Raw genomic sequence first — 21683 nt, 5'->3', positions numbered from 1 at the left:
GACTTATTATAGATAATATGAATCGGCGATTACTTATGTCGCTAATTTTGATATTTCCAAAAACTACATTTAATTTAATTATTTTTAGAATTAACTTTTTTAGGGGGAATTAAAATGGAAAAACAAATTAATTATTCAAAATTAGCACCAGAAGCACTTAAAATAATGATGGAAATGGAAAAGTATATTAAATCAGCGGGTATTGATGATAAACTTCGTGAACTGATTAAAATTCGTGCTTCACAAATAAATGGTTGTGCATTTTGCCTTGACATGCATTCCTCTGAAGCGAGGGAAATAGGAGAAACTGAACAACGTTTATACTGTGTTAGTGCATGGAGAGATTGTGACTTTTACACAGATGCAGAAAAAGCAGCTTTAGAATTAACTGAGCATATTACACTGATTTCGAATAAAGGTGTACCTGAGGAACTATATAATCGTGTAAGTAAACACTTTAGCGAAAAAGAATATGTAAATCTTGTATTCACAATCAATCAAATTAACAGTTGGAATCGTATCTCTATTTCTATGGGAAATAGACCAGCTGAAAAATAATATCCTAATAAAATTAAAAAATAAAAAATGAGCCGAAGATTGGCTCATTTTTTTAATGAAATTTTTCAATTCTTATTAAAATTTTGTACTTTTATAACATCGCTTTTTATTAATTTATTTTTATTAGAATAAATTTTTATAGTGTAAAGATCATTATTATTTTTAATATAATTTTTTTGATCTATTGTTATATTTGAAGTAGCAATAGAACTAGAGAGATTAAAAAAGGCTCTTCCATTTATGGTTTCGTATACTTGATTATGATTTATTTCTTCAATATTGACTCCAAATATTGATTGGACTTTTTTAGGTAGTAGGATTTCTATTTGAGCATTTTCTATATCGTTTTTATAACGTTCTGGTACTGATAAGACTAAATAATATTCCACTCCATAAAGTAATTGATTATTCACAGAATCTTTGATCTCATAATCTCTTTTGGATAATGATTCAATTTTTGGTTCAATTTCTTTAGAAGACAGTGAATCATGCTTATCTAAATTTTTAGACGAGGTACCAGTATTAAATAAAAAAAAGGAAGTTAATAAAATTGCAGTAAATGAAAAAATCAGAGTGAATATCTTTATGGATCTCATTTTAATCCTCCATTTAATTCGATAAATAAATAGTGATTAGTATTCATGTTCAGTTTATTTAATGTTACTTTAATCCTATTCTATAAATGTTAATAATTTCCTTTTATTGAGTGAGGTTGTTTTTTAATACTGAAAATAAAAAGAGGCTGCCAAAAAGTCATAGATTCCGACTTTTTGGACAGCCCTTACATTTTAATTTATTAGATTATTTTAAAGGTCCACCAAGTTCAGCTAATTGAGCATCAAAGCCTTCAAACTTTTTGAAGTTTTCTTTGAATTTAGTTACTAATTCAAGAGCTTTTTGATCATAAGCTGATTTGTCTTCCCAAGTTGTTGAAGGAACTAATACGCTATCAGGTACACCAGGTACATGAGTTGGAATTGCTAAACCGAAAAACTCATCTTGTGTAGTTTCAATGTTGTTTAAATCACCTTCAAGTGCAGCGTGAACCATTGCTCTTGTGTAAGAAAGATTCATACGTTTACCTACGCCGTATTCTCCACCAGTCCAACCAGTGTTTACTAAGAATACATTTACATTATGCTTTTCAATTTTTTCACCAAGCATTTTTGCATATTCTACAGCTGGAAGCGGTAAGAATGGTGATCCGAAACATGTTGAGAATGTTACTTGTGGAGAAGTAACACCACGCTCAGTACCTGCTAATTTACTAGTAAATCCACTTAAGAAGTGATACATAGCTTGCTCTTTTGTTAATTTACTGATTGGAGGTAATACTCCAAATGCATCAGCAGTTAAAAAGATAATTGCATGTGGATGTCCAGCAACGCTTGGCTCAATGATATTTTGAATTGCTTGCATTGGGTATGCAGCACGAGTATTTTCTGTTAAAGTTGTATCATCATAGTCAGCTAAACGGCTATCAGATTTAACAACTACATTTTCTAAAACTGTACCAAATTTAATTGCAGAGAAAATTTGTGGCTCTTTTTCAAATGTTAAATTGATACATTTAGCGTAGCAACCGCCTTCAATATTGAATACGCCATTATCTGACCAGCCGTGCTCGTCATCACCGATTAGTTTACGGTCTGCATCTGCAGATAATGTAGTTTTACCAGTTCCTGAAAGTCCAAAGAATAATGCTACATCGCCTTCGCTACCAACGTTAGCAGAACAGTGCATTGGTAAAACATTATTTTGTGGTAATAGGAAATTCATGATTGAGAAAATAGATTTTTTCATTTCTCCAGCATATTCCGTACCACCAATTAAGATTATTTTCTTTTCAAATGATACAATAACAAATGCCTCTGAATTTGTTCCATCAACTACAGGGTCTGCTTTAAATGTCGGAGCAGAAACAATTGTAAACTCTGCTTCATGTGTTTGAAGCTCTTGCTCAGTTGGGCGAATAAATAATTGATGAGCAAATAAGTTGTGCCATGCAAATTCGTTAATTACTTGGATAGGTAAACGATACTCAGTATCAGCACCAGCAAATCCTTTAAATAAGAATAATTCGTTACGATCTTTTAAGTAGTTAAGTACTTTGCTATATAATTTTTCGAATACGTCAGCAGAGATTGGTTGATTTACTGAACCCCAATCGATTAAATTTTCAACAGATGCCTCTTGAACAATAAATTTATCTTTAGGTGAACGTCCAGTATATTTGCCTGTTGAAACGCTAACTGCTCCTGTTGACGTTAAAATTCCTTCTTGTCTTGTTAGGACTTTTTCAACTAACTCAGAAACGCTTAGTTGGTTATACATTTGATTACTAGTAAGTAATTCGTTTAATTCAAAGTTTACATCAACTGTCTTCATATACTAATACCATCCTTTAAATATATTTGTCTGCCATGTAGGTATCTCGATAAATAGTATAACACATTTATTTTAATAGTGTATACTATTAGTTGGCAAAATGTGTTATGAATTTGATTAAAAAATAAATTTGAGTAAAATTTACTTATTAAATGAAGTAAGTTATATAAATGTAAATATAATATTTAGTAATTTCCCATTAAATAGAAATGAATGTAGAGATAAAGTTATTGTAGAATTATGTCTAAGTTATGATGAAAATTGTTGACAAGAAAGTGAAATTTTAATATGATACTTTTCATACGGATACTCTCTTATCCCGAGTAGGTGGAGGGATACAGGCCCTACGAAGCCCAGCAACCTCACTTTTAGTGAAAGGTGCTGAACCTGATGCAAGACTTTTTTTTATGTCTTGGACGATAAGAGCGAAAGGCAAATACCAAGAATCCTTTCCTCAGGTAATATTTGATAAGAGGAAGGCTTTTTTTTTGCTCAAAACTTAAGTACAGTGGCAATTTCGTAATTTACACTGAGTTATCTTTATCTTAAATGGGAAACATAGGAATAGGAACAAACTTTTTATTCTTATGTTGAGAAAAAAGAGATCCGTCAATTCAATTTAGGAGGGGACTCAATGTCACAACGTCGTTTATTTACTTCAGAATCAGTTACAGAAGGACATCCAGATAAAATCTGTGACCAAATCTCAGATTCAATTCTTGATGCAATTTTAGCAAATGATCCGAATGCTCGTGTAGCAGCGGAAACTTCAGTTACAACAGGTTTAGTACTTGTTGCAGGTGAAATTACAACTTCTACTTATGTAGATATCCCAAAAATCGTTCGCGAAACAATCCGTGAAATCGGTTATGACCGTGCAAAATACGGATTTGATGCAGATACATGTGCAGTTTTAACTTCTATTGATGAGCAATCAGCAGATATCGCTTTAGGTGTAGACCAAGCATTAGAAGCTCGTGAAGGTAGCATGTCAGATGAAGAAATTGAAGCAATCGGTGCAGGAGACCAAGGTTTAATGTTCGGTTTCGCTGTTAATGAAACACCTGAATTAATGCCACTTCCAATTTCATTATCTCACAAAATTGCTCGCCGTTTAACTGAAGTTAGAAAAAATGAAACAGTTTCTTACTTACGTCCAGACGGTAAAACTCAAGTTACAGTTGAGTATGATGAAAACAACAAACCAGTTCGTATTGATGCAATTGTTGTATCAACACAACATGGTCCAGAAGCTACTCAAGCTCAAATTGAAAATGATATTAAAGAACTTGTAATCAAACCAGTTGTACCTGCTGAGTTAATTGATGAAAACACAAAATTCTTTATCAACCCAACAGGTCGTTTCGTAATCGGTGGACCTCAAGGGGATGCTGGTTTAACAGGTCGTAAAATTATTGTTGATACTTACGGTGGATATGCTCGTCACGGTGGTGGCGCATTCTCTGGTAAAGATGCAACTAAAGTTGACCGTTCTGCTGCTTACGCTGCACGTTACGTTGCGAAAAACATCGTAGCTGCTGGCTTAGCTGATAAAGCTGAAGTTCAATTAGCATATGCAATTGGTGTAGCTAAACCAGTTTCTATCGCTATTGATACTTTTGGTACAGGTAAAGTTTCAGAAGAAAAATTAGTTGAAGTAATTCGCAATAACTTCGACCTACGTCCAGCTGGAATTATTAAAATGCTTGACCTACGTCGCCCGATTTACAAACAAACTGCTGCTTATGGTCACTTTGGCCGTACAGATATCGATCTTCCTTGGGAGCGTACTGATAAAGCAGAAGTTTTAAAAACTGAAGCAGGTCTATAATAAAATGATTAAGGCTGAATATGGCATATGCTATATTCAGTCTTTTTTGTTTAGCTAGAATTACATTACATCTGTTTTATTCTACATATAGGTATACTTAAAAATCATTTTTCATAGGTTTAAATGACTAAATTAAAGTTTGTAATGGAGGAACCTATGAAAGCGATTATATGTACAAAATATGGTCCACCAGAAGTTCTTCAAATAACAGAAGTTGAAAAACCAAAAATAAAAGATGATGAAGTATTAATTAAAATCCATGCAACAACTGTAACCGCAGGAGATGTAAAACTTCGAAGCTCCGATTTTCCTTATATGTACTGGCTGCCTTCCCGCCTTATGTTTGGCCTGACTAAGCCGAAAAATAAAATAACGGGTTGTGAGCTTGCAGGAGAAATAGTCACAGTTGGCAAAAACGTAAGAAATTTTAAAACAGGTGATCAAGTTTTTGGATATAGTGGTTTTACTTTTGGGGCTAATGCTGAATATATCTCTTTACATGAAGAAGGTGTTCTAGCTAAAAAGCCAATAAATATGTCATTTGAGCAAGCTGCAGCAGTACCTGTTGGGGCGCTTACTGCACTACATTTTCTAAGGAAAAGTATTATTCAAAATGGACAAAAAGTACTTATTTATGGTGCTTCAGGAAGTGTTGGAACCTATGCAATTCAGCTAGCTAAATATTTTGGTACAGAAGTTACCGCATTATGTAGTACATCTAATTTAGAATTGGTGAGATCTCTAGGAGCAAATGAAGTTATAGATTATACAAATGAAGATCTTGCTAAGGGTAAGAAAACTTATGACATTATTTTTGATACGGTAGGAAAAAGCACCTTTTCAAATTGTAAAAGATTGCTTAACAAAGATGGCGTCTATTTATTAAGTGCTGTATGGAAGCTTTCAGTTTATTTTCAAGCAATATGGTGTAATTTGATTAGTAATAAAAAAGCTATATTTGGTGTAGCAAATATGAACAATGAAGACTTAAATTATATAAAAGCACTTATTGAAGCGGATAAGTTAAAAGCTGTTATTGATCGACATTACCCGCTTGATCAAATTGTTGAAGCGCATCGTTACGTAGAAAAAGGGCATAAGAAGGGGAATGTCGTAATTAACATTCGAGGGATATCAGACTGTTGACAAACGCTCGCTTTCTTCGTTAAAATTGCCTGCTTGTACCATGCTCACTACCATATTGGGTAACTCTGCGCCTCGAAAGAAAAGTGCAACTTTTTAACTTTATCTACAAAGAAATCCCTCAAAATGACCTTTTGAGGGATTTCTTTTATAGATTTTCATTTTGCTGTCGGATTTCTTCTCCAGCAAACATTATATTAGCTGTTTCAATTTTACGGTGCTCATCCACGGAATGCCCTGGATCGAGATTATTAAGGTCAGCTTGTATTTTCATTTGCTCTTCGTTTATGATGGGTTTATTTTTTTTGCTCAATTATATTGCCTCCATATAAATAGTAGAAAGTCGATGAAACTCCGTTGTTTTAGTCTTAACGAATTGACTAACTTCATTCAAATTTATAGAAGTAATTGATTTACTCGCTTAATTCATTTATTAATTTTTGAAAGATTAGATAAGCAGGCTTAATAGTATAATCATCCTTCATAATTCCAAATTGATGAAATAGGTCGTCTTTGGAACTATCAGCATCCCTTAAACCAAAAAATTCATAATGAGTAATATTTAGTTCCTGACGCAATGAATAGACTGTTCGAATAATTTTCTCAAGTACGATTGATTGTTGCTCATATGACCTTTCAATTTGTATAAACGGATTTTTCCCGGTTGGCCACCCATTCTCTGTAATGTGGATTGGAAGAGTGAAAGGGAAACCATTATTTTTCAATGTTTTTCGAAATTTGCGTAGTATGTTTTCTACTGAAACAGCAACTTCTTCAATTTTTAATGGTTCCTCAAATACATCCACATAAAAATTATGGCCTACATAATCAATTGAATGAATTAATTCGTCCCCACCAATTTTCATTAGATTTTCCCAAAAATGTGGAATGGTCTTATCTCCCTCAGGAACCGAGCCAAATCCAATTTTAATAGGTAAATTGCTTTTTTCTATTTCTTCTTTTACAGTTAGAACGCCTTGTACAAGCGCTTCTAATACATAAGGTTTAGATCCATCCATAAACGATAAATTAGGCTCATTCGTGATTTGAATGGAATCAAGGAAGATGCCAAATTCTTTAATTACTTTACGAACAAAATTCAACCAATAATCCAGTGACAGGCTTGGATCCATAAGGCAGCCTATTGTTAAATCACCTAATAAATCTGCGTTTTTATATCGATTTAGAGCGTTAAATACTTTTTCTTCTGTTTCTGGTCCCATATAGACAGCATACATTCTTGGTAAAAGCTGATTAGCATTACCCTTTAGCTCTTTAAGAGCGGATGATATTTTTTCATAATTATCATCGGGACCTGTAGCTAATCCTATTGGTGTACCAGCTACGCTAAGTGGATAGATACCAAAAGTTAATCCAGTTGAATTCATCTACATCACCCCTTTAGTTAAATAGTAAATAGATATTTACTTATTAAATTGGTTTTATTTATTTAAATATGATAATATCGAATTATATCTCGGATAAATAATAAACTTTTATTTACTATATGTCAATTTTTAAATTTTTCCTAGAAAGGTTTGTAATAAAATGAATTCAAATCCAAATCAAATTGCAGAGAAGTTTATTCAACTACTTCCTCTAGTTTTTAATAAGTTTAACAAGCCGGGCTCAAAAAATTCTTTAAAGAATAAGCAGTCCGAGTTAACGCATTTACAAAGTCATATACTAGAAGAATTGTTTCAAACAGCAGATGGAATCTCAATTACAGAGCTAGCTCAAAATATAAGCATTTCTAAACAGCAAATGACTCCATTAATTATGAAATTAGAAGAAAAAGAATATGTATCTAAGATTCAGGATCTGAATGATAAACGAAGTGTAAAAATTATACTGACTGAAAAAGGAAAAAAAGTTGTCACAAAACGATGGGAAGATTTTTATCATATTTTTTGTGAACGGATTGGACAACTTGATGAGGAGGACTTGCTTGATTTAGATTATTCAATGCACAAGATCATAAGAATACTTGGCAAATTAGAATAGAGAGTATATCAAAGCGGAGGAATTTCGACGATGCCCTCTTTTGTTTGTTAAATTATGGAAATGCTTGAACAAAACTTACTAATCATTTATTATGTTTTAATATAACAACATACAAAACTTGTATAACCTCATTGATATGGTATGAGGGTCTCTACCAGGAACCGTAAAATCCTGATTACGAAAAAGAATGTAATTTTATTTACATCCTTCTTCGTAATCAGGATTTTTTTTATTTTCAAACAATTTTAAAGAGGATTAGGGAGGAAATAATAATGAAAACAGTCTATATAAATGCAACAATTTTTACAATGGATCAGGAGAATCAAATTTTTGAAAATGGGATGATGATTGTACAAAATCAATTCATTACTTATGTCGGAAATCATTCTGAAGAATTAATGAAGGATGCGGATCAAGTAGTTAATCTTCAAGGGAAATGGGTAATGCCAGGACTTGTAAATACACATTCTCATATTCTTATGACGCTTTTACGTGGTATTGGAGATGACATGCTACTAAAGCCTTGGTTAGAAACTAAAATATGGCCAATCGAAAGACAATATACTACGGAAATTGCTTCTGTAAGTGCACAGCTTGGTATTTTAGAAATGGTTAAGTCGGGAACTACAACATTTTCAGATATGTTTAACCCTAATGGAATCGATCCAAATGTTGTCATGGAGACGATTGGTGAAACTGGAATTAGAGGAGCATTTTCATATTCAATATTTAGCTTTGGAACAGAAGAAGAGCAAAGATTGAATCTTAAAGGTGCTGAGCAATTCTCAAAAGACTACAAAAGGTTTGCTGAAGGCCGTCTAACAACGATGGTTGCACCTCATAGTCCATACGCATGTACACCAGAAGCTCTAATTGAAAGTGCACGTATTGCAAAAGAAAATGATCTAATGATGCACATTCATGTATCTGAAACAGATTTTGAAATTCAAGATATTGAAACCCGCTATTTGAATCGACCTGTAGAACATCTTCGCAAATTAGGTGTATTTAATCAGCCGACAGTAATGGCTCACGGTGTAGTTCTAAATGATGAAGAAAGAGCGATACTAAAGGAATATGATGTACGAGTTGCCCATAATCCAATTAGTAATTTGAAGTTAGGTTCTGGGGTTGCTGATGTGGTTAGTTTATTAGACGCCGGAATAAAAGTAGGTATAGCAACGGATAGCACAGCATCTAATAACAATCTAGACATGTTTGAAGAAGTGAGGATAGCTGCTCTGCTACAAAAAGGAATGTATAAAGATGCTACGAAATTCTCAGCACAAACTGCATTAACGATGGCTACTCGAGGTGGCGCAGATGCTATAGGAATGGGACATACTGGCTCACTTGAAGCCAATAAAAAGGCAGACTTTATTACAATTTATCCATTTGATAAAGAGCATTTACAACCATTAAGTAATGCATATTCTCACTTACTATACGCTGCACGTGGTAGCGATGTATGTGATGTTTTCATTGATGGAAAAGCAATCGTAAAAGACCGTATTAGTTTAACAATTGATGAAGAAAAAGTAATCGCAGAAGTAAATCGATTACAGAGTAGATTTGCTTAAAAGTAAGTTTACAAAGAAGAGCAGGAAAAGGATTTTCCTGCTCTTTCTAATTTAAAAATATCGTTCATTGATGATTTTTAAGTGATGTAACTCATGTCCTGCAATAATATAAGCAATGGCACGAGGTGTCGTTGGGTGATTTAGAACATTCCCCTCATTATCTAATGTTTCATTAGATAAATTTTCTAGCATAGATAAAGTCGCTTGGCGAACAGTTTGAAATTCATAAATAATTTGCTCTAGCTCAAGCCGGTTAAAGTTTGCATTATCATTATAGGCATTCTCATCAAAAGATGGCAATGGAGTATGGTCTCCTCTTGCAATTGCCAATAGACGATAGCACATTATTCTCTCAGTATCGACTAAATGTCCAAGAACTTCTTTAATACTCCATTTGCCTTCCGCATATCGGTATTCGGATTTTTCTTTAGAGATTCCTTTAAAAAAACTGATTGATTCATCTAACTGCTTCCTCAAAATAGTTTGTAAGTCCCCTTCAGGAACTAGTCCAATATAACCTTTAAAGTGTGGGTTATATTCGTTTGAATTTGGTCTAGACATCATTATTAATCACCTCAAAGTTTTAAGATTAAAGATCAACAAAGCATAGTACAATAAGGAAATTATATATTATGGTAAAATTATGTAAATAGAAGTTTGAAAAATAAAAATATTAAGGATGATTAATATGAATATTCAGCTGAAGCAACGTTTTAAGCAATTTGCGAAAAATGAATGTGAAAATTCTAGTGGATTATATGAATATTTATCATTAAAAATATCAGAAGACGAAGAGATACTTGATTTGTGTACTTTTGCGGAAGGTGGTCAGCCTATTCCTAATTTATTATTAGGTTCCATTCATTATTTATTAATGAATGGCAATCATCATCCGTTGAAAGATTACTATCCGAGTCTTGTAGAAAGGCCAAAAAAATTAGAAGATTCTTATCCATATTTTCAGGATTTTTGTAAAAAATTTAGAAACGAAATTATTCAGCTTATTCAAACGAAAATTGTCCAAACAAATGAAGTTAGACGTTGTGCATATCTTTATCCATGCTTTTCCTACATTTATCAAAAGGTGAATAAACCAATCTCGTTAATAGAAATAGGAACTAGTGCTGGACTTCAACTATTATGGGATCAATATAAGTATTCTTATAGCTCAAGCGAAACTATTTATGGGAATATAAAATCTAATGTACTCATTGATTCAGAGGTAAAAGATAAAGGTCCAACTATTCTCCCATTATTAGACAAAGTGCCTCCAGTTGTTGATCGATATGGAATAGATTTACACGTAAATGATTTAACAAACGAAGAAGACTATTTGTGGCTAAAAGCCTTAATATGGCCAGAGCATTTTGAACGAAGAGAATTATTTGAAAAAGCTGTTATAAGTATGAAGGAAAATGAAATCAATTTAATAGAAGCAGACGGAATTAAAATACTTCCAGAAGTAGTTAAACAGCTATCAAATGATTCCATTCTATGTATTTTTCATACACATGTCGCAAATCAAATACCAGTTGAGGGAAAACAAAGTTTACTAAAAACTATTGAAGGTATTGGTGAAAATAGAGATGTGTTTCATCTATATAACAATATTTGGGATCGAATGCTACATCTTGACTATTATATTGATGGGGTAAAGCATGACGAAGTAATTGGTGAAACAGAAGGTCATGGGAAATGGTTCGAATGGAGGATTTAGTAAAATATTGATAATTAGCTATGAAATGAGGGAGTAAAAATGGAGATTAAAGGAATCAATCATTTGTTGTTTTCAGTATCTAATCTTGATATAGCGATCGACTTCTATAGAAACGTATTTGATGCAACTCTCTTAGTAAAGGGCAAAACAACAGCCTATTTTGATTTGAATGGAATATGGCTTGCATTAAATGAAGAGAAGGCTATTCCTAGAAATGAAATTCATCATTCATATACCCATATGGCTTTTACAATTGATGAAGACCAATTTGAAAAAATGTATGATAAATTAGTTCAACTTAAGGTGAATATATTAAATGGACGTGAAAGAGATAACCGGGATAAAAATTCAATTTATTTTACTGATTCAGATGGACATAAATTTGAATTTCATACTGGTACCCTGCGAGATCGAATCGAATATTATAAGCAAACAAAACCACATATGGATTTTTATATTTAGTTGTTGGATAGGAAGTTTAGCTAAACTTTCTACAAAAAAATATCTTGAATTAAAGATATTTTTTGATACAATATAGTTAAGAGCTCGGTAAAATGAAATATAAAATATCGTTTTAAACATGTAAAATAATAAGATATCTAGATGAGTTATTCTTTGTTAAATATCTCGAATTAAAGATAAAAATTAAAGGAGCGATAAACTATGTTCGAAAAAATCAATAGTAAACAATTAGGCCACGCTGATCACGGTTGGTTAAAAACAATTCATCATTTTTCATTTGCAAATTATTATGATCCAAGTAATATGAACTTTGGTGTATTAAGAGTATTAAATGATGATTTAATTAAAGCACACAGAGGATTTGGTACTCATCCACATAGTGATATGGAAATCATAACATATGTCATTAATGGGAATTTAACACACGCTGATAGTATGGGGAATAAACATGAAATAGGACGTGGCGATATACAGTACATGAGTGCAGGTACGGGTGTATATCACAGTGAACACAATATGGACAAGGATTTATTAAGATTAATTCAATTATGGATTATTCCTGACAAAGCAGGTCATACTCCAAATTACGGTGACTTAATATCAGATTGGGAAGAGAGAGAAGGAAAATGGTATCATATGGTATCTCCTGTTGAAGGGAGTGCCCCAATTAAAATTCACCAAGATGCAAATATTTACTCGCTTGCATTAAATGAAAATGAAGAAATTACTTTTGAAATGAAAAAGGATCGACAAGCGTATTTAGTCTTATTAGAAGGAAATGCCATTGTGAATGGAGAACTATTGGAAGCTAGCGATGCTGCAAAAATAATTGAAGAAGATATTAAAATAAAATCAAAAGATTTTTCACATTATTTAGTAGTAGAAATGAAAAAATAATAAATGAAAGAATCTATTTATTGGAGGGGAAATAGGTAATGAAAACAAGTATTAAATGGGATGGTAAGTTAGCCTTTTCAGGAATTGCACCATCTGGCCATGAGATAAAAATGGATACTGCTGAGTCATTAGGTGGGGACAATAGTGCACCTACACCAGTTGAACTTTTAATTAATGCAGTAGCAGGATGTACAGCGATTGATATCGTATTAATCCTTGAAAAAATGAGATTAAAACTAACTTCATTCGAAATTGAAGTAAATGGTGAACGAGCTGAGGAGCACCCTAAGCGATTTACTGATATTCACTTGCATTATATATTAGGTGGAGAGTTAGATACAGAAAAAGTTCGAAAAGCGATCAAATTATCAAAGGATAAATATTGCTCAGTAGCTCATTCTTTAAACGCTAACATTACAGCAAGTTTCACTTTAAATGGAACGAAGGATGCTGAAGTACTATAATAAAATCTAGCTGTCCCTAAAGTAAAAGTACTTTTGGGGCAGCTTTTTTAATTGCAATTTAAAAACCAGCAGTTTGCTGGTTTTAGTTTGTAGACAAAGTACATTAAATTTACTTACTCTTCATTATCTAATTGTTTTTTTACATAAGTAGGAAGCATAAAGCACCCAACATGTAGGTCTGTATTATAATATTTTGTTTCAATCCCTAACTTATTCCATTCATCAGCTTTAATGTCTTTGATTGGGTCATATTTTTTTGAAGCAAATCCGAATAACCAATGACCAGATGGATAAGTTGGCATATGGAATTGATAGACTTTTGAAATCGGAAATGTTTCTTTAATTTTGGAATGAGCACGTTTCATTTCGTGGGCGTAACTAGCGTAATATGGACTTTCATGCTGGTTAATCAGTATACCTTCTTCACTTAATACCCGTTTGCAATTGTTATAGAAAGCAACTGTAAAAAGCCCTTCACCAGGTCCAATTGGATCCGTTGAATCTACCAAAATCAAATCGTAATAACCTTCATCAGCTTCTTGTACGAACTTTAGGCCATCTTCGAAATATAAGGTTAATCGACTGTCTTGATCTAATTTTGAAGCCGTTAAAGGCAAGTATTGTTGGCATAGTCTAACAACTCGCTCATCAATTTCTACCATATCAACAACTTCCACACTTGGGTAACGTAGTACTTCACGAGCAGTACCTCCGTCGCCTCCACCGATAATTAGCACTTTTTTTATGTTTGGATTAACGGCCATTGATACATGCGTAATCATATCATGGTAAATAAATTCATCCTTTTCAGTCACCATCATATATCCATCTAGAGTAAAGAATGTTCCAAATGTTTCACTTCTAAAGAAATCGATTTGTTGAAATTCGCTTTTTTCAGAATGAATATGCTCTTGAACTTTTATGGAGAACTTCGTATCTTCTTGGTGATTCTCTGTATACCATAAATCCATTAAATTTTCCTCCAAACTTCGATCGACGACCTTTATAATATAAGGATCATCATCATCGTTGATTGTGATCGTTCCTTCTGATTTTAAATAAAGATAATGCTGAATCAATTCGGTTGAAATTAGTTCACCAGGTATACAAAGAGGGATACCAGGAGGGTAAATCATGATTGATTCACCACTAATTAAACCGCTAGCATCATGAATTGAAATAATACGTTTTGGATGATAGTACGCTTCTCTAGGAGTCATGACCATTTTAGGATTTTTTAATGCAACACTTATATCTGTCTCAAGTTTTGGAAGTTTACCGTAATATCGGTTACTAATATCTCTTAATGCATCAATTAATGTTTGAATGGTGTCTTCATTATCACCTAGCGAGATAATTGCTAAAATGACATTAGGTTCGGCAAGTTCGATTTGAATTTTATATTCTTCTGCAAGCATGTCATATACTTTAAAACCAGACATTCCTAAATCTGAAACTTTCACAACGAGTTTTAACTCATCATAATCGAAAACTCCAACGCCATTTCGATATGAATCTCGCGTAATACATTTTAATCCTTTTATAGAGTTAATTTCTTCTTTAGCTTGTCTTGATAAATTGAGTAATTTTTCAAAACGCTCTTGACCTTCTAAAACTAATTTCTTTCTTGCAACGTCGATTGAACACATAAGTAAATAGGAAGCAGATGTTGTTTGAAATAAATTAATTGTAGATCGAACCCTATTTTTAGTAATGATCCCATCATTATGTAATAGAACTGATGCTTGTGTTAAAGCACCACCAGTTTTATGCAAACTAAGGGTAACAAGATCAGCACCAAGAAGGGCAGCGTTACTTGGTAAATCAGGGTGAAACGAAAAGTGAGCACCATGGGCTTGGTCTACTAAAACAGGAATCCCCCTGGAATGACCAATGTCGATAATTTGTTTTAAATCTGAAGTTGCTCCAAAATAAGTTGGATTTATAATAAGAATGGCTTTAACATCCGAATTTAAATCTAGGGCATGAAGAACAGATTTTACTGAAACACCATTTACAATTCCATACTCATAATCGATTTCTGGTTCAATAAATACTGGTTTAGCACCCGCTAAGATTAATGCATTTATTGCTGATTTATGTACATTCCTTGGCAGGAGAATTTTATCTCCATGTTCAAGTGCACTCATAATCATATATTGAACTCCAGAAGTCGAACCATTTACTAACATATAAGCGTTATCTGAATGAAACGCATCTGCTAATAAAGTTTCGGCTTCTTGGATTACACCTGTTGGATGCGATAAGTTATCAACACGCTTCGAAGAATTGACATCCATTTTAAGAGCCAGATCACTCCAAAGCTCTCTTAATTCCTCGAGTGAATTACCTCTTTTATGCCCTGGAACATCAAAGCTTGTAATATCTTCCTTAGCATAACGGACTAATTCAGTTAAAAGAGGTGTTTTACTGTGATCCATCATCCATCAATATCCTCCACATCAGGACCATTCCACAAATTTTTACCGTAAAAGATTTCATCCATCTCATACTTCACTTTTTCTTCTATTTCTGAAATTTCATCCGCATCTAATTTTTCTTTTGTGTAGCCAAAAAGATAATTATCTAAATTAAATTGTTTCAGCTTACATTTCGTATGAAAAATATTTTCTTGGAACACATTCACATCAATCATTTGATACATGTCCTTTATTTTTTGAGGAATGTAATTTTGGATTGAGTTTATATCATGATCAATAAATAATTTATAACCACTAACATCACGAGTAAATCCTCGAACACGATAATCAATTGTCATAATATCGGCATCAAATTGGTGAATTAAATAGTTTAAGGCTTTTAAGGGAGAAATTTCTCCACAAGTAGATACATCAATATCTGCTCTAAACGTACTAATTCCATCATCCGGATGATATTCTGGGTAGGTATGAACAGTAATATGACTTTTATCTAAAGCTGCTACTACTAGCTCCGGTAATGGACCAGGTGATTCGGAAAAGGTTTCAGATGAAGGATTATCAACCGGACCTTCTGAAACGAGAATTGTTACACTTGCTCCTTGAGGATCATAATCTTGTTTTGCAACATTTAGAATGTGAGCTCCAATTATATGCGTAACTTCAGTTAAAATTTTTGTTAAACGATCAGCGTTATATTGTTCATCGATGTACTGAATATATGCTTCACGTTCTGCTTTCGTTTTTGTAAAGCAAATATCATACATATTAAAACTTAGTGATTTCGTTAAGTTATTAAAACCATAAAGTTGAAAATTATTTGACGATGAAATATTCATCTATTGTCCTCCTAATTTTACAAAGTGAAAAAGTACGTATCAAAAGTAAAAGCGACTGTACAATAGTCGCTAGTGTAACTACTCAATATATATTGTTTGTTTTTGAATTATTCATTATTCACATAAGTTGAGGATTGATGAGTTACTGATCGATAAGTTTTTTTGTTGTTTTATTAAAAATATTCAGAAAATAAAAGCTTGAAAAATCTCAAGCCTTCTTAGATATGAGGATTGGTGGTTGTGGTTTAAAGATTAGTTCAAATTCCAGTACTAATTTATTAAAGATGCTATTCCAATCTTGAGTTAATGCATAATCTCTTGCTTTTTTTGACATATGCTTCAACATCTCGTTTCCAAGTAAGCAATCCTCAATTGCTTGGCAAAAAGAAGATGTATTTTGAGGCTCACAAAGAACACCAGTTGAATAATCTCTAATTATATTTTTAACTCCACCTGCATTTGCACCAATCACTGGTGTTCCACACGCCATTGCTTCAAGTACTACATTTCCAAATGTTTCAGTATCTGAAGGAAAGACCATTAAATCAGACAAACCGTATATCTCAACTAACTCCTTTTTTTGAAGATAGCCTGTATAAATAATTTGATCATTACCCGTTTTCTTGATCATTTCTTCTTTTTTTGGACCATCTCCAACGATTAACCAAGTTAAATTTTTGTTAAAACGTTGTTTAGTATAGTTTATTATTTTCGATAAGGTTTCTAAATCTTTTTCAGGTGCAATTCTTCCGACAAAACAAACCGTATATTTAGAAGTAATATTATATTTTTGTTTTATTTCATTATGATTTAGAGTTGGACGAAAAATTGAACAGTCAACGCCATGGGTCCAAATAGAAAGATTATTAAAACCTTTCGTCACTAAATGATTGAATGTATCCTTCGAAGGTACAAATATTTTTTGAGTAGGTTTATGAAACCAATCTAAATACTTCCATAAAATATTTTCTAAGAAGGTTAAGTTATAGTACTGAAGATAATGATCAAAATTTGTGTGGTACGAAGCTACCAAAGGTATTTTCATTTTTTTAGCAATATGAAGACCACTTAATCCAATAGTAAATGGCGTTGCGATATGAATAATATCAGGATTAAATTCTTTGAGTGTCTTTTTCATTTTAGAAAGGTTTGGAAATGAAATTTTACATTCAGGATAAATTTTAAATGGAACAGATTTTAATCTTGTTACATCTTCCGTTGAAGATAAACCGTAGTCCTCAGGAGCAAACACATGGTATGAATGGCCATGATCTTTTAAGTAATTTGTAAATCTATTTAATGTTTTGGCAACACCATTCACTTGAGGAATATAGGTGTCTGTAAAAATAGCTACTCTCATAACTTCTCCTCCTTACAAATGATAGATGAAAAATTGTGAAATAAATGTAGTAAATATACCTAGTAAAATTCCGAAAAATACATCAGATGGATAATGTAAGCCAAGATAAATTCGAGAGAAAGAAACACACAAAACTAAAGGAAGTAAAATAAATGCTGTAAATGGTATATAAATCATAATTGGAAGTGCAACAGAAATAAATGCTGTTGTATGACCAGAAGGGAAGGAATGATCTTTTAAAGGGTTTTTTAGAACAAAAGTACCTTCTAGTTTAAGATAAGGTCTTTTACGTGGATAAAAACGTTTAAGAAAATGAACTGGAATATGGCTAAGAGCAAGGGTACAACAACATAAGATTGATGCTTCATGCAATTCACCTTTGGAATAAATTAATAAAATTAATGCTGATGCAATTGTAAAAGTAGCTCCTCCAAGATGTGTAATATTACGAAAGAAAAAATTCAAGTAACGCTTCTGGAACAATGAATTAACGCGATAAAACAGTTGACATTCATAAGTGTGAATCTTTTGAAGAATAGCGCTCATTTTTCATCCTCCAATATGCTGATTGTTGTAACTTCATTATAAAAAGGGTTTATGGATTTAAATAGAAGCTTTTGTAAATGAATAATTTAGATATGTAAATTTTTATTAAACGGATTGGAGCGGGGATGATTGGGGTATGCATTAACCGTGAAGTGCAAATAAATTTATGAAAAGTGCAAATAAAAAATAGGAAAGTGCAAATAAAAAGGCTAAAACAGCAAATAAATCCTTGAAGGTGCAAATAAAAAAGCTGAAACTACAAATAAAACTATCAAATCTGCAATTAAAAAAGTCAATACTGCAAATAAAACCTGTAAAACTGCAAATAAGATCACAAATGATAAATAAACTGAGCCAAAACAACAGTATTTACATGAAATTCTCATAAAATAGATTTAAAATAGACCGAAATTAATAAATTTATCAGTGAAACAAAAAGAGAAGGCTTAAATCCAGTCCTTCTCTTTTTCACTAGTATGTAAACAAATCCTCAAATTACTTTGACAGATTTTCTTCTTCTGCTTTTTTATAGAATTGTCCTTTTTCAATATATTCTCTACGAATTCGATCCATATCAGTGATGTCTTCTTCTGTTAATTCTCGAACTACTTTAGCAGGTCTACCAAAGGCTAATGTGTTAGGAGGTATTACTTTTCCGCCTGGGACTAAGCTTCCTGCACCAATCATTGCACCTTCACCAATTTCGGCACCGTCTAAAACGATTGAACCCATCCCAACTAATGCATTCTTTTTAACTGTACAGCTATGTAAAATAACACTATGTCCAATTGTTACGCCATCTTCTAAAATAAGAGGGCATTTTGGACTTTGGTGAAGAACAGATAAATCTTGCACATTTACATCATTTCCAATGATTGTATCATTAACGTCGCCACGGATTACTGCACCAAAAAATACGCTACTATTTGCTCCAATTGTGACAGAACCGGTAACAGTTGCAGTTGAAGCGATAAAAGCTGATGGTTCGATTTTGGGTTGCTTCCCTTTGTATGGTAATATCATACTATACCGTTGCCAAGCATATAAAAAATACGATGATTGTTTAGTGTTATTGTCTAAACAACAAGGCAACGTAGTTCACCTCCATAATATTTACTTCAATATGAGTATAACTTATTTTAACAATATGTAATTAATGAAAAATAGGGAGGAGTGAAAAAATGTCACTACCTAAAAATCCGATACAATTAATGCCGAAAGTTTATAAAGCTGTTTTTCCTTTAGTGCATCAGGAATTAAACTATTGGAGAAATTTTGCGACGACAATTCCAAATCGAGAACTTAGAAAACAAGCATTAATGAGTATCGATACAAAAACATTCCATTGTGAAGGTGGTGCAATTTTAGCATTACTTTCTGAAAAGAATTTAAAACCAGTAATAGAGTTTATCGTTGCATATCAAACAATTAGTGATTACTTAGATAATTTATGCGATCGTAGTACTTCGCTTGATCCAGTTGATTTTGAAGCATTACATGAGTCAATGATTGATGCAGTAAAATGTCAAAAATCAGATCAAATGTATTATCGCTTCCGAGAAGAACAAGATGATGGTGGATATTTACGTGCACTAGTTTCAAAGTGTCATAGTAGTTTAAATCAATCGAAGCATTATGAGGGAATTAAAGAGTACTTAGTCCAGCTTGCTGATTATTATTGTAAGTTACAAATACATAAGCATGTAAAAAAAGAAGAGCGAGTTCCTAGATTAACAAATTGGTTTGAAAAATATCAACCAGAACTTTCTGACTTAGAATGGTATGAATTCTCTGCGTGCGCAGGTTCAACTCTTGGGATTTTTTGTTTAGTTTCTTATTCATTTAACGAAGTGATTTCTGAAGAATTATTTGAACAAGTTTATAAGAGTTATTTCCCTTATGTCCAAGGACTTCATATACTACTAGATTATGTAATTGATCAAAAGGAAGACGAAGAAGGCGGAGATTTAAATTTCTGCAGTTATTATCCTTCAAAAGATGTCATGTTAAAAAGGATTGAGTATTTTTCAACTAAGAGTAATCAAGCCTTAAAAGATTTAAAAGACTATCGTTTTCATCGAATGATCTGTCAAGGATTGTTAGGCATTTACTTGGCCGATAAAAAAATGGCAGGACCAGACGAGATGAAAAGAATTAGAAGAGGGATTGTTAAGAACGGTGGCTTGACATCATTCTTTTTCTACGGAAATGCTAAGTTATATTTTAAATTAAAAGAGTTAAAGGCGAGTAATAAAAGGGTGAAGGAATCAGTTTGAAAATAATTACATGAAAACTAAAGTGTTAAGTTTGTTAATAATAAGTAGTGTTATAAAATACTAAAAAATAGCCTTTGCTCTTTTTTTGAGAGCAAAGGCTATTTTTTAAAAGATTCGTTTAACTACACTTAATTATTTATCAAGGCATAACTACTTTACAGTTTCCTCGACTAATTTTCTTGTAAGTTTTCTTCTTCTGATTTCGGGGATAATACTTCTTTTTTCAAAAAACAACTTAAGACAAACGCAAGTATTGCGATGAAAAATGAATACATGTAAATATGCTGAAATGATTCAATAAATAATGTTTTAATTTGTGTTAATAGCTCACCAGTTAACCCATGTGAACACCCGCACCAGCTAAACCTTTCATATTTATTGCCATACTTTCAGGAAGTATGTCACCTAAGCTTTGTAATTTGGATGTAAGTGTTGTTGATAATAAATTTCCAAACAGACTAACCCCTACTGTAGCACCTATGGTCTGGAATAACGGAACAGTTGCAAGCGCAATCCCTTTATTTTCCTGATCGACAGACTCTTGAACAATGAGTTTTCCCCTCCAAATAAAACTCCTAACCCAATTAAAACAGATCCTAAACAGAGTAGACTAATAATTAATGGGTAGCCTCAGGTGTAACCATTATTTCTCTCTTCAATGATTTTTGACTTTAATAGCAATTCGATCCATTTTAATACGTCTAGTGTTCCAACCTCTTTAACTGCCATTAAATCACCTCAATCAAATACTCCATTCTACTCAACTAGTATAAGTTGCCAATGGTAACTTTTTGTGCGACGGGCAGTCGCATAGGGTGCTGACCTAGTCAGCGCCATTCAATTATTTTATTTAGACAGAGACGACACTTCGGTTTAACGACTGGATGAAGGATAAAATTATGAATTCCAGATGGTGAAAATCCATACTCGAGGAGACTGCCCTAGCTCGAGAAGTCTAATCTAGGGCATTATCGCGAGGTATTGTCTGAAGGAGATGCGGTAAATCGAGAGACCCGTAGACGAAAAGATAGACCCTAATGCAAGAAGTGTGAAGCACGGCGGCGGAGTAAGTTGGCGACTTTTCGAAAAGTGAGGAAGCCCACTAAAATGGCATTTTCTTTAGAGATGTGCCAACTCAAGGAAAGGATATTGGCGCACCTCAAATAATCCTACTCTAGAT

Annotated in this window: 20 protein-coding genes and 2 riboswitches; of the genes, 10 read left to right on the top strand and 10 right to left on the bottom strand. The window is 32.8% G+C overall.

All coding sequences use genetic code 11. The annotated features are described in order from the left end of the window. Positions 1-114 precede the first annotated feature (114 nt). Positions 115-558, top strand: a complete 444-nt coding sequence (locus ACFVR2_RS21945) for a carboxymuconolactone decarboxylase family protein (RefSeq protein WP_387366787.1) — start codon at positions 115-117, stop codon at positions 556-558. Positions 559-623: 65 nt separating this feature from the next. Here ACFVR2_RS21945 and ACFVR2_RS21940 read toward each other — a convergent pair whose 3' ends face one another. Further along, positions 624-1154 carry a hypothetical protein gene (locus ACFVR2_RS21940; RefSeq protein ID WP_387366784.1) on the bottom strand — a complete coding sequence of 177 codons (531 nt, stop codon included), beginning with the start codon at positions 1152-1154 and terminating at the stop codon, positions 624-626. Between the two features lie 205 nt (positions 1155-1359). Beyond that, complete coding sequence (pckA, locus tag ACFVR2_RS21935) at positions 1360-2946, bottom strand: phosphoenolpyruvate carboxykinase (ATP) (RefSeq protein WP_387366781.1); 1587 nt, start codon at positions 2944-2946, stop codon at positions 1360-1362. Positions 2947-3257: 311 nt separating this feature from the next. Further along, positions 3258-3372: riboswitch (SAM riboswitch) on the top strand. A 208-nt stretch (positions 3373-3580) separates the two neighbouring features. Here pckA and metK point away from each other — a divergent pair. Together metK and ACFVR2_RS21925 are read left to right on the top strand one after the other, a co-directional pair. Continuing rightward, entirely contained in the window at positions 3581-4777 is a 1197-nt protein-coding gene (gene metK / locus ACFVR2_RS21930) for a methionine adenosyltransferase (protein WP_098119567.1), read from the top strand. 156 nt (positions 4778-4933) lie between these two features. After that, the gene (locus ACFVR2_RS21925; RefSeq protein WP_387366777.1) at positions 4934-5923 is read left to right on the top strand and encodes an NAD(P)-dependent alcohol dehydrogenase; all 990 of its coding nucleotides are present in this window, start codon (positions 4934-4936) and stop codon (positions 5921-5923) included. A 145-nt stretch (positions 5924-6068) separates the two neighbouring features. Here the strand turns inward: ACFVR2_RS21925 and ACFVR2_RS21920 are convergent, their stop codons facing one another. Together ACFVR2_RS21920 and ACFVR2_RS21915 are read right to left on the bottom strand one after the other, a co-directional pair. Further along, a complete protein-coding gene (locus ACFVR2_RS21920) occupies positions 6069-6233 on the bottom strand; it encodes a hypothetical protein (protein ID WP_387366774.1) in 165 nt (54 codons plus the stop codon). Positions 6234-6333: 100 nt separating this feature from the next. After that, complete coding sequence (locus tag ACFVR2_RS21915) at positions 6334-7308, bottom strand: hypothetical protein (protein WP_387366771.1); 975 nt, start codon at positions 7306-7308, stop codon at positions 6334-6336. Between the two features lie 160 nt (positions 7309-7468). Here ACFVR2_RS21915 and ACFVR2_RS21910 point away from each other — a divergent pair, with 160 nt between their 5' ends. Both ACFVR2_RS21910 and ACFVR2_RS21905 read left to right on the top strand, forming a co-directional pair. Beyond that, positions 7469-7924: a MarR family winged helix-turn-helix transcriptional regulator gene (locus ACFVR2_RS21910; protein WP_387366768.1), complete on the top strand. Its 456-nt coding sequence runs from the start codon at positions 7469-7471 to the stop codon at positions 7922-7924. Positions 7925-8022: 98 nt separating this feature from the next. Then, positions 8023-8122, top strand: a riboswitch (purine riboswitch). 56 nt (positions 8123-8178) lie between these two features. After that, positions 8179-9504, top strand: coding sequence for an amidohydrolase family protein (locus ACFVR2_RS21905; RefSeq protein ID WP_387366879.1), 1326 nt, complete (start codon positions 8179-8181; stop codon positions 9502-9504). Positions 9505-9555: 51 nt separating this feature from the next. Here ACFVR2_RS21905 and ACFVR2_RS21900 read toward each other — a convergent pair whose 3' ends face one another. Next, entirely contained in the window at positions 9556-10065 is a 510-nt protein-coding gene (locus tag ACFVR2_RS21900; protein WP_387366765.1) for a DinB family protein, read from the bottom strand. Positions 10066-10186: 121 nt separating this feature from the next. On the opposite strand from ACFVR2_RS21900, the gene ACFVR2_RS21895 reads away from it, so the two are divergent. The 4 genes from ACFVR2_RS21895 to ACFVR2_RS21880 all read left to right on the top strand — a co-directional run bounded on the left by ACFVR2_RS21895 (position 10187) and on the right by ACFVR2_RS21880 (position 13044). Beyond that, positions 10187-11221: a DUF2332 domain-containing protein gene (locus ACFVR2_RS21895; protein WP_387366876.1), complete on the top strand. Its 1035-nt coding sequence runs from the start codon at positions 10187-10189 to the stop codon at positions 11219-11221. Between the two features lie 39 nt (positions 11222-11260). After that, positions 11261-11683, top strand: coding sequence for a metallothiol transferase FosB (fosB, locus tag ACFVR2_RS21890; RefSeq protein ID WP_387366762.1), 423 nt, complete (start codon positions 11261-11263; stop codon positions 11681-11683). A 201-nt stretch (positions 11684-11884) separates the two neighbouring features. Next, positions 11885-12580, top strand: coding sequence for a pirin family protein (locus tag ACFVR2_RS21885; RefSeq protein ID WP_387366759.1), 696 nt, complete (start codon positions 11885-11887; stop codon positions 12578-12580). Positions 12581-12618: 38 nt separating this feature from the next. Next, positions 12619-13044 (top strand): OsmC family protein, encoded by a 426-nt coding sequence (locus ACFVR2_RS21880; RefSeq protein ID WP_387366756.1) that lies wholly within the window; start codon positions 12619-12621, stop codon positions 13042-13044. A gap of 113 nt (positions 13045-13157) precedes the next feature. Here the strand turns inward: ACFVR2_RS21880 and speE are convergent, their stop codons facing one another. The 5 genes from speE to ACFVR2_RS21855 all read right to left on the bottom strand — a co-directional run bounded on the left by speE (position 13158) and on the right by ACFVR2_RS21855 (position 19250). Next, entirely contained in the window at positions 13158-15485 is a 2328-nt protein-coding gene (gene speE / locus ACFVR2_RS21875; RefSeq protein WP_387366753.1) for a polyamine aminopropyltransferase, read from the bottom strand. Beyond that, a complete protein-coding gene (speD, locus tag ACFVR2_RS21870) occupies positions 15485-16321 on the bottom strand; it encodes an adenosylmethionine decarboxylase (protein WP_387366750.1) in 837 nt (278 codons plus the stop codon). The genes speE and speD overlap by 1 nt, the downstream gene beginning before the upstream one ends. A 208-nt stretch (positions 16322-16529) precedes the next feature. After that, positions 16530-17681 carry a glycosyltransferase family 4 protein gene (locus ACFVR2_RS21865; RefSeq protein WP_387366747.1) on the bottom strand — a complete coding sequence of 384 codons (1152 nt, stop codon included), beginning with the start codon at positions 17679-17681 and terminating at the stop codon, positions 16530-16532. Between the two features lie 12 nt (positions 17682-17693). Then, complete coding sequence (locus ACFVR2_RS21860; RefSeq protein WP_387366744.1) at positions 17694-18227, bottom strand: phosphatase PAP2 family protein; 534 nt, start codon at positions 18225-18227, stop codon at positions 17694-17696. Between the two features lie 495 nt (positions 18228-18722). Then, the gene (locus ACFVR2_RS21855) at positions 18723-19250 is read right to left on the bottom strand and encodes a gamma carbonic anhydrase (RefSeq protein WP_335411555.1); all 528 of its coding nucleotides are present in this window, start codon (positions 19248-19250) and stop codon (positions 18723-18725) included. 158 nt (positions 19251-19408) lie between these two features. Here ACFVR2_RS21855 and ACFVR2_RS21850 point away from each other — a divergent pair, with 158 nt between their 5' ends. Continuing rightward, the gene (locus ACFVR2_RS21850) at positions 19409-20503 is read left to right on the top strand and encodes a tetraprenyl-beta-curcumene synthase family protein (protein ID WP_387366741.1); all 1095 of its coding nucleotides are present in this window, start codon (positions 19409-19411) and stop codon (positions 20501-20503) included. Positions 20504-21683: the final 1180 nt, after the last annotated feature.

This window comes from Gottfriedia sp. NPDC057991 (genome assembly GCF_042886615.1).
GTDB lineage: Bacteria > Bacillota > Bacilli > Bacillales > Bacillaceae_G > Gottfriedia.
Note: the sequence above shows the minus strand (reverse complement) of the source record. Positions and strands in the feature narration are given on the sequence as shown.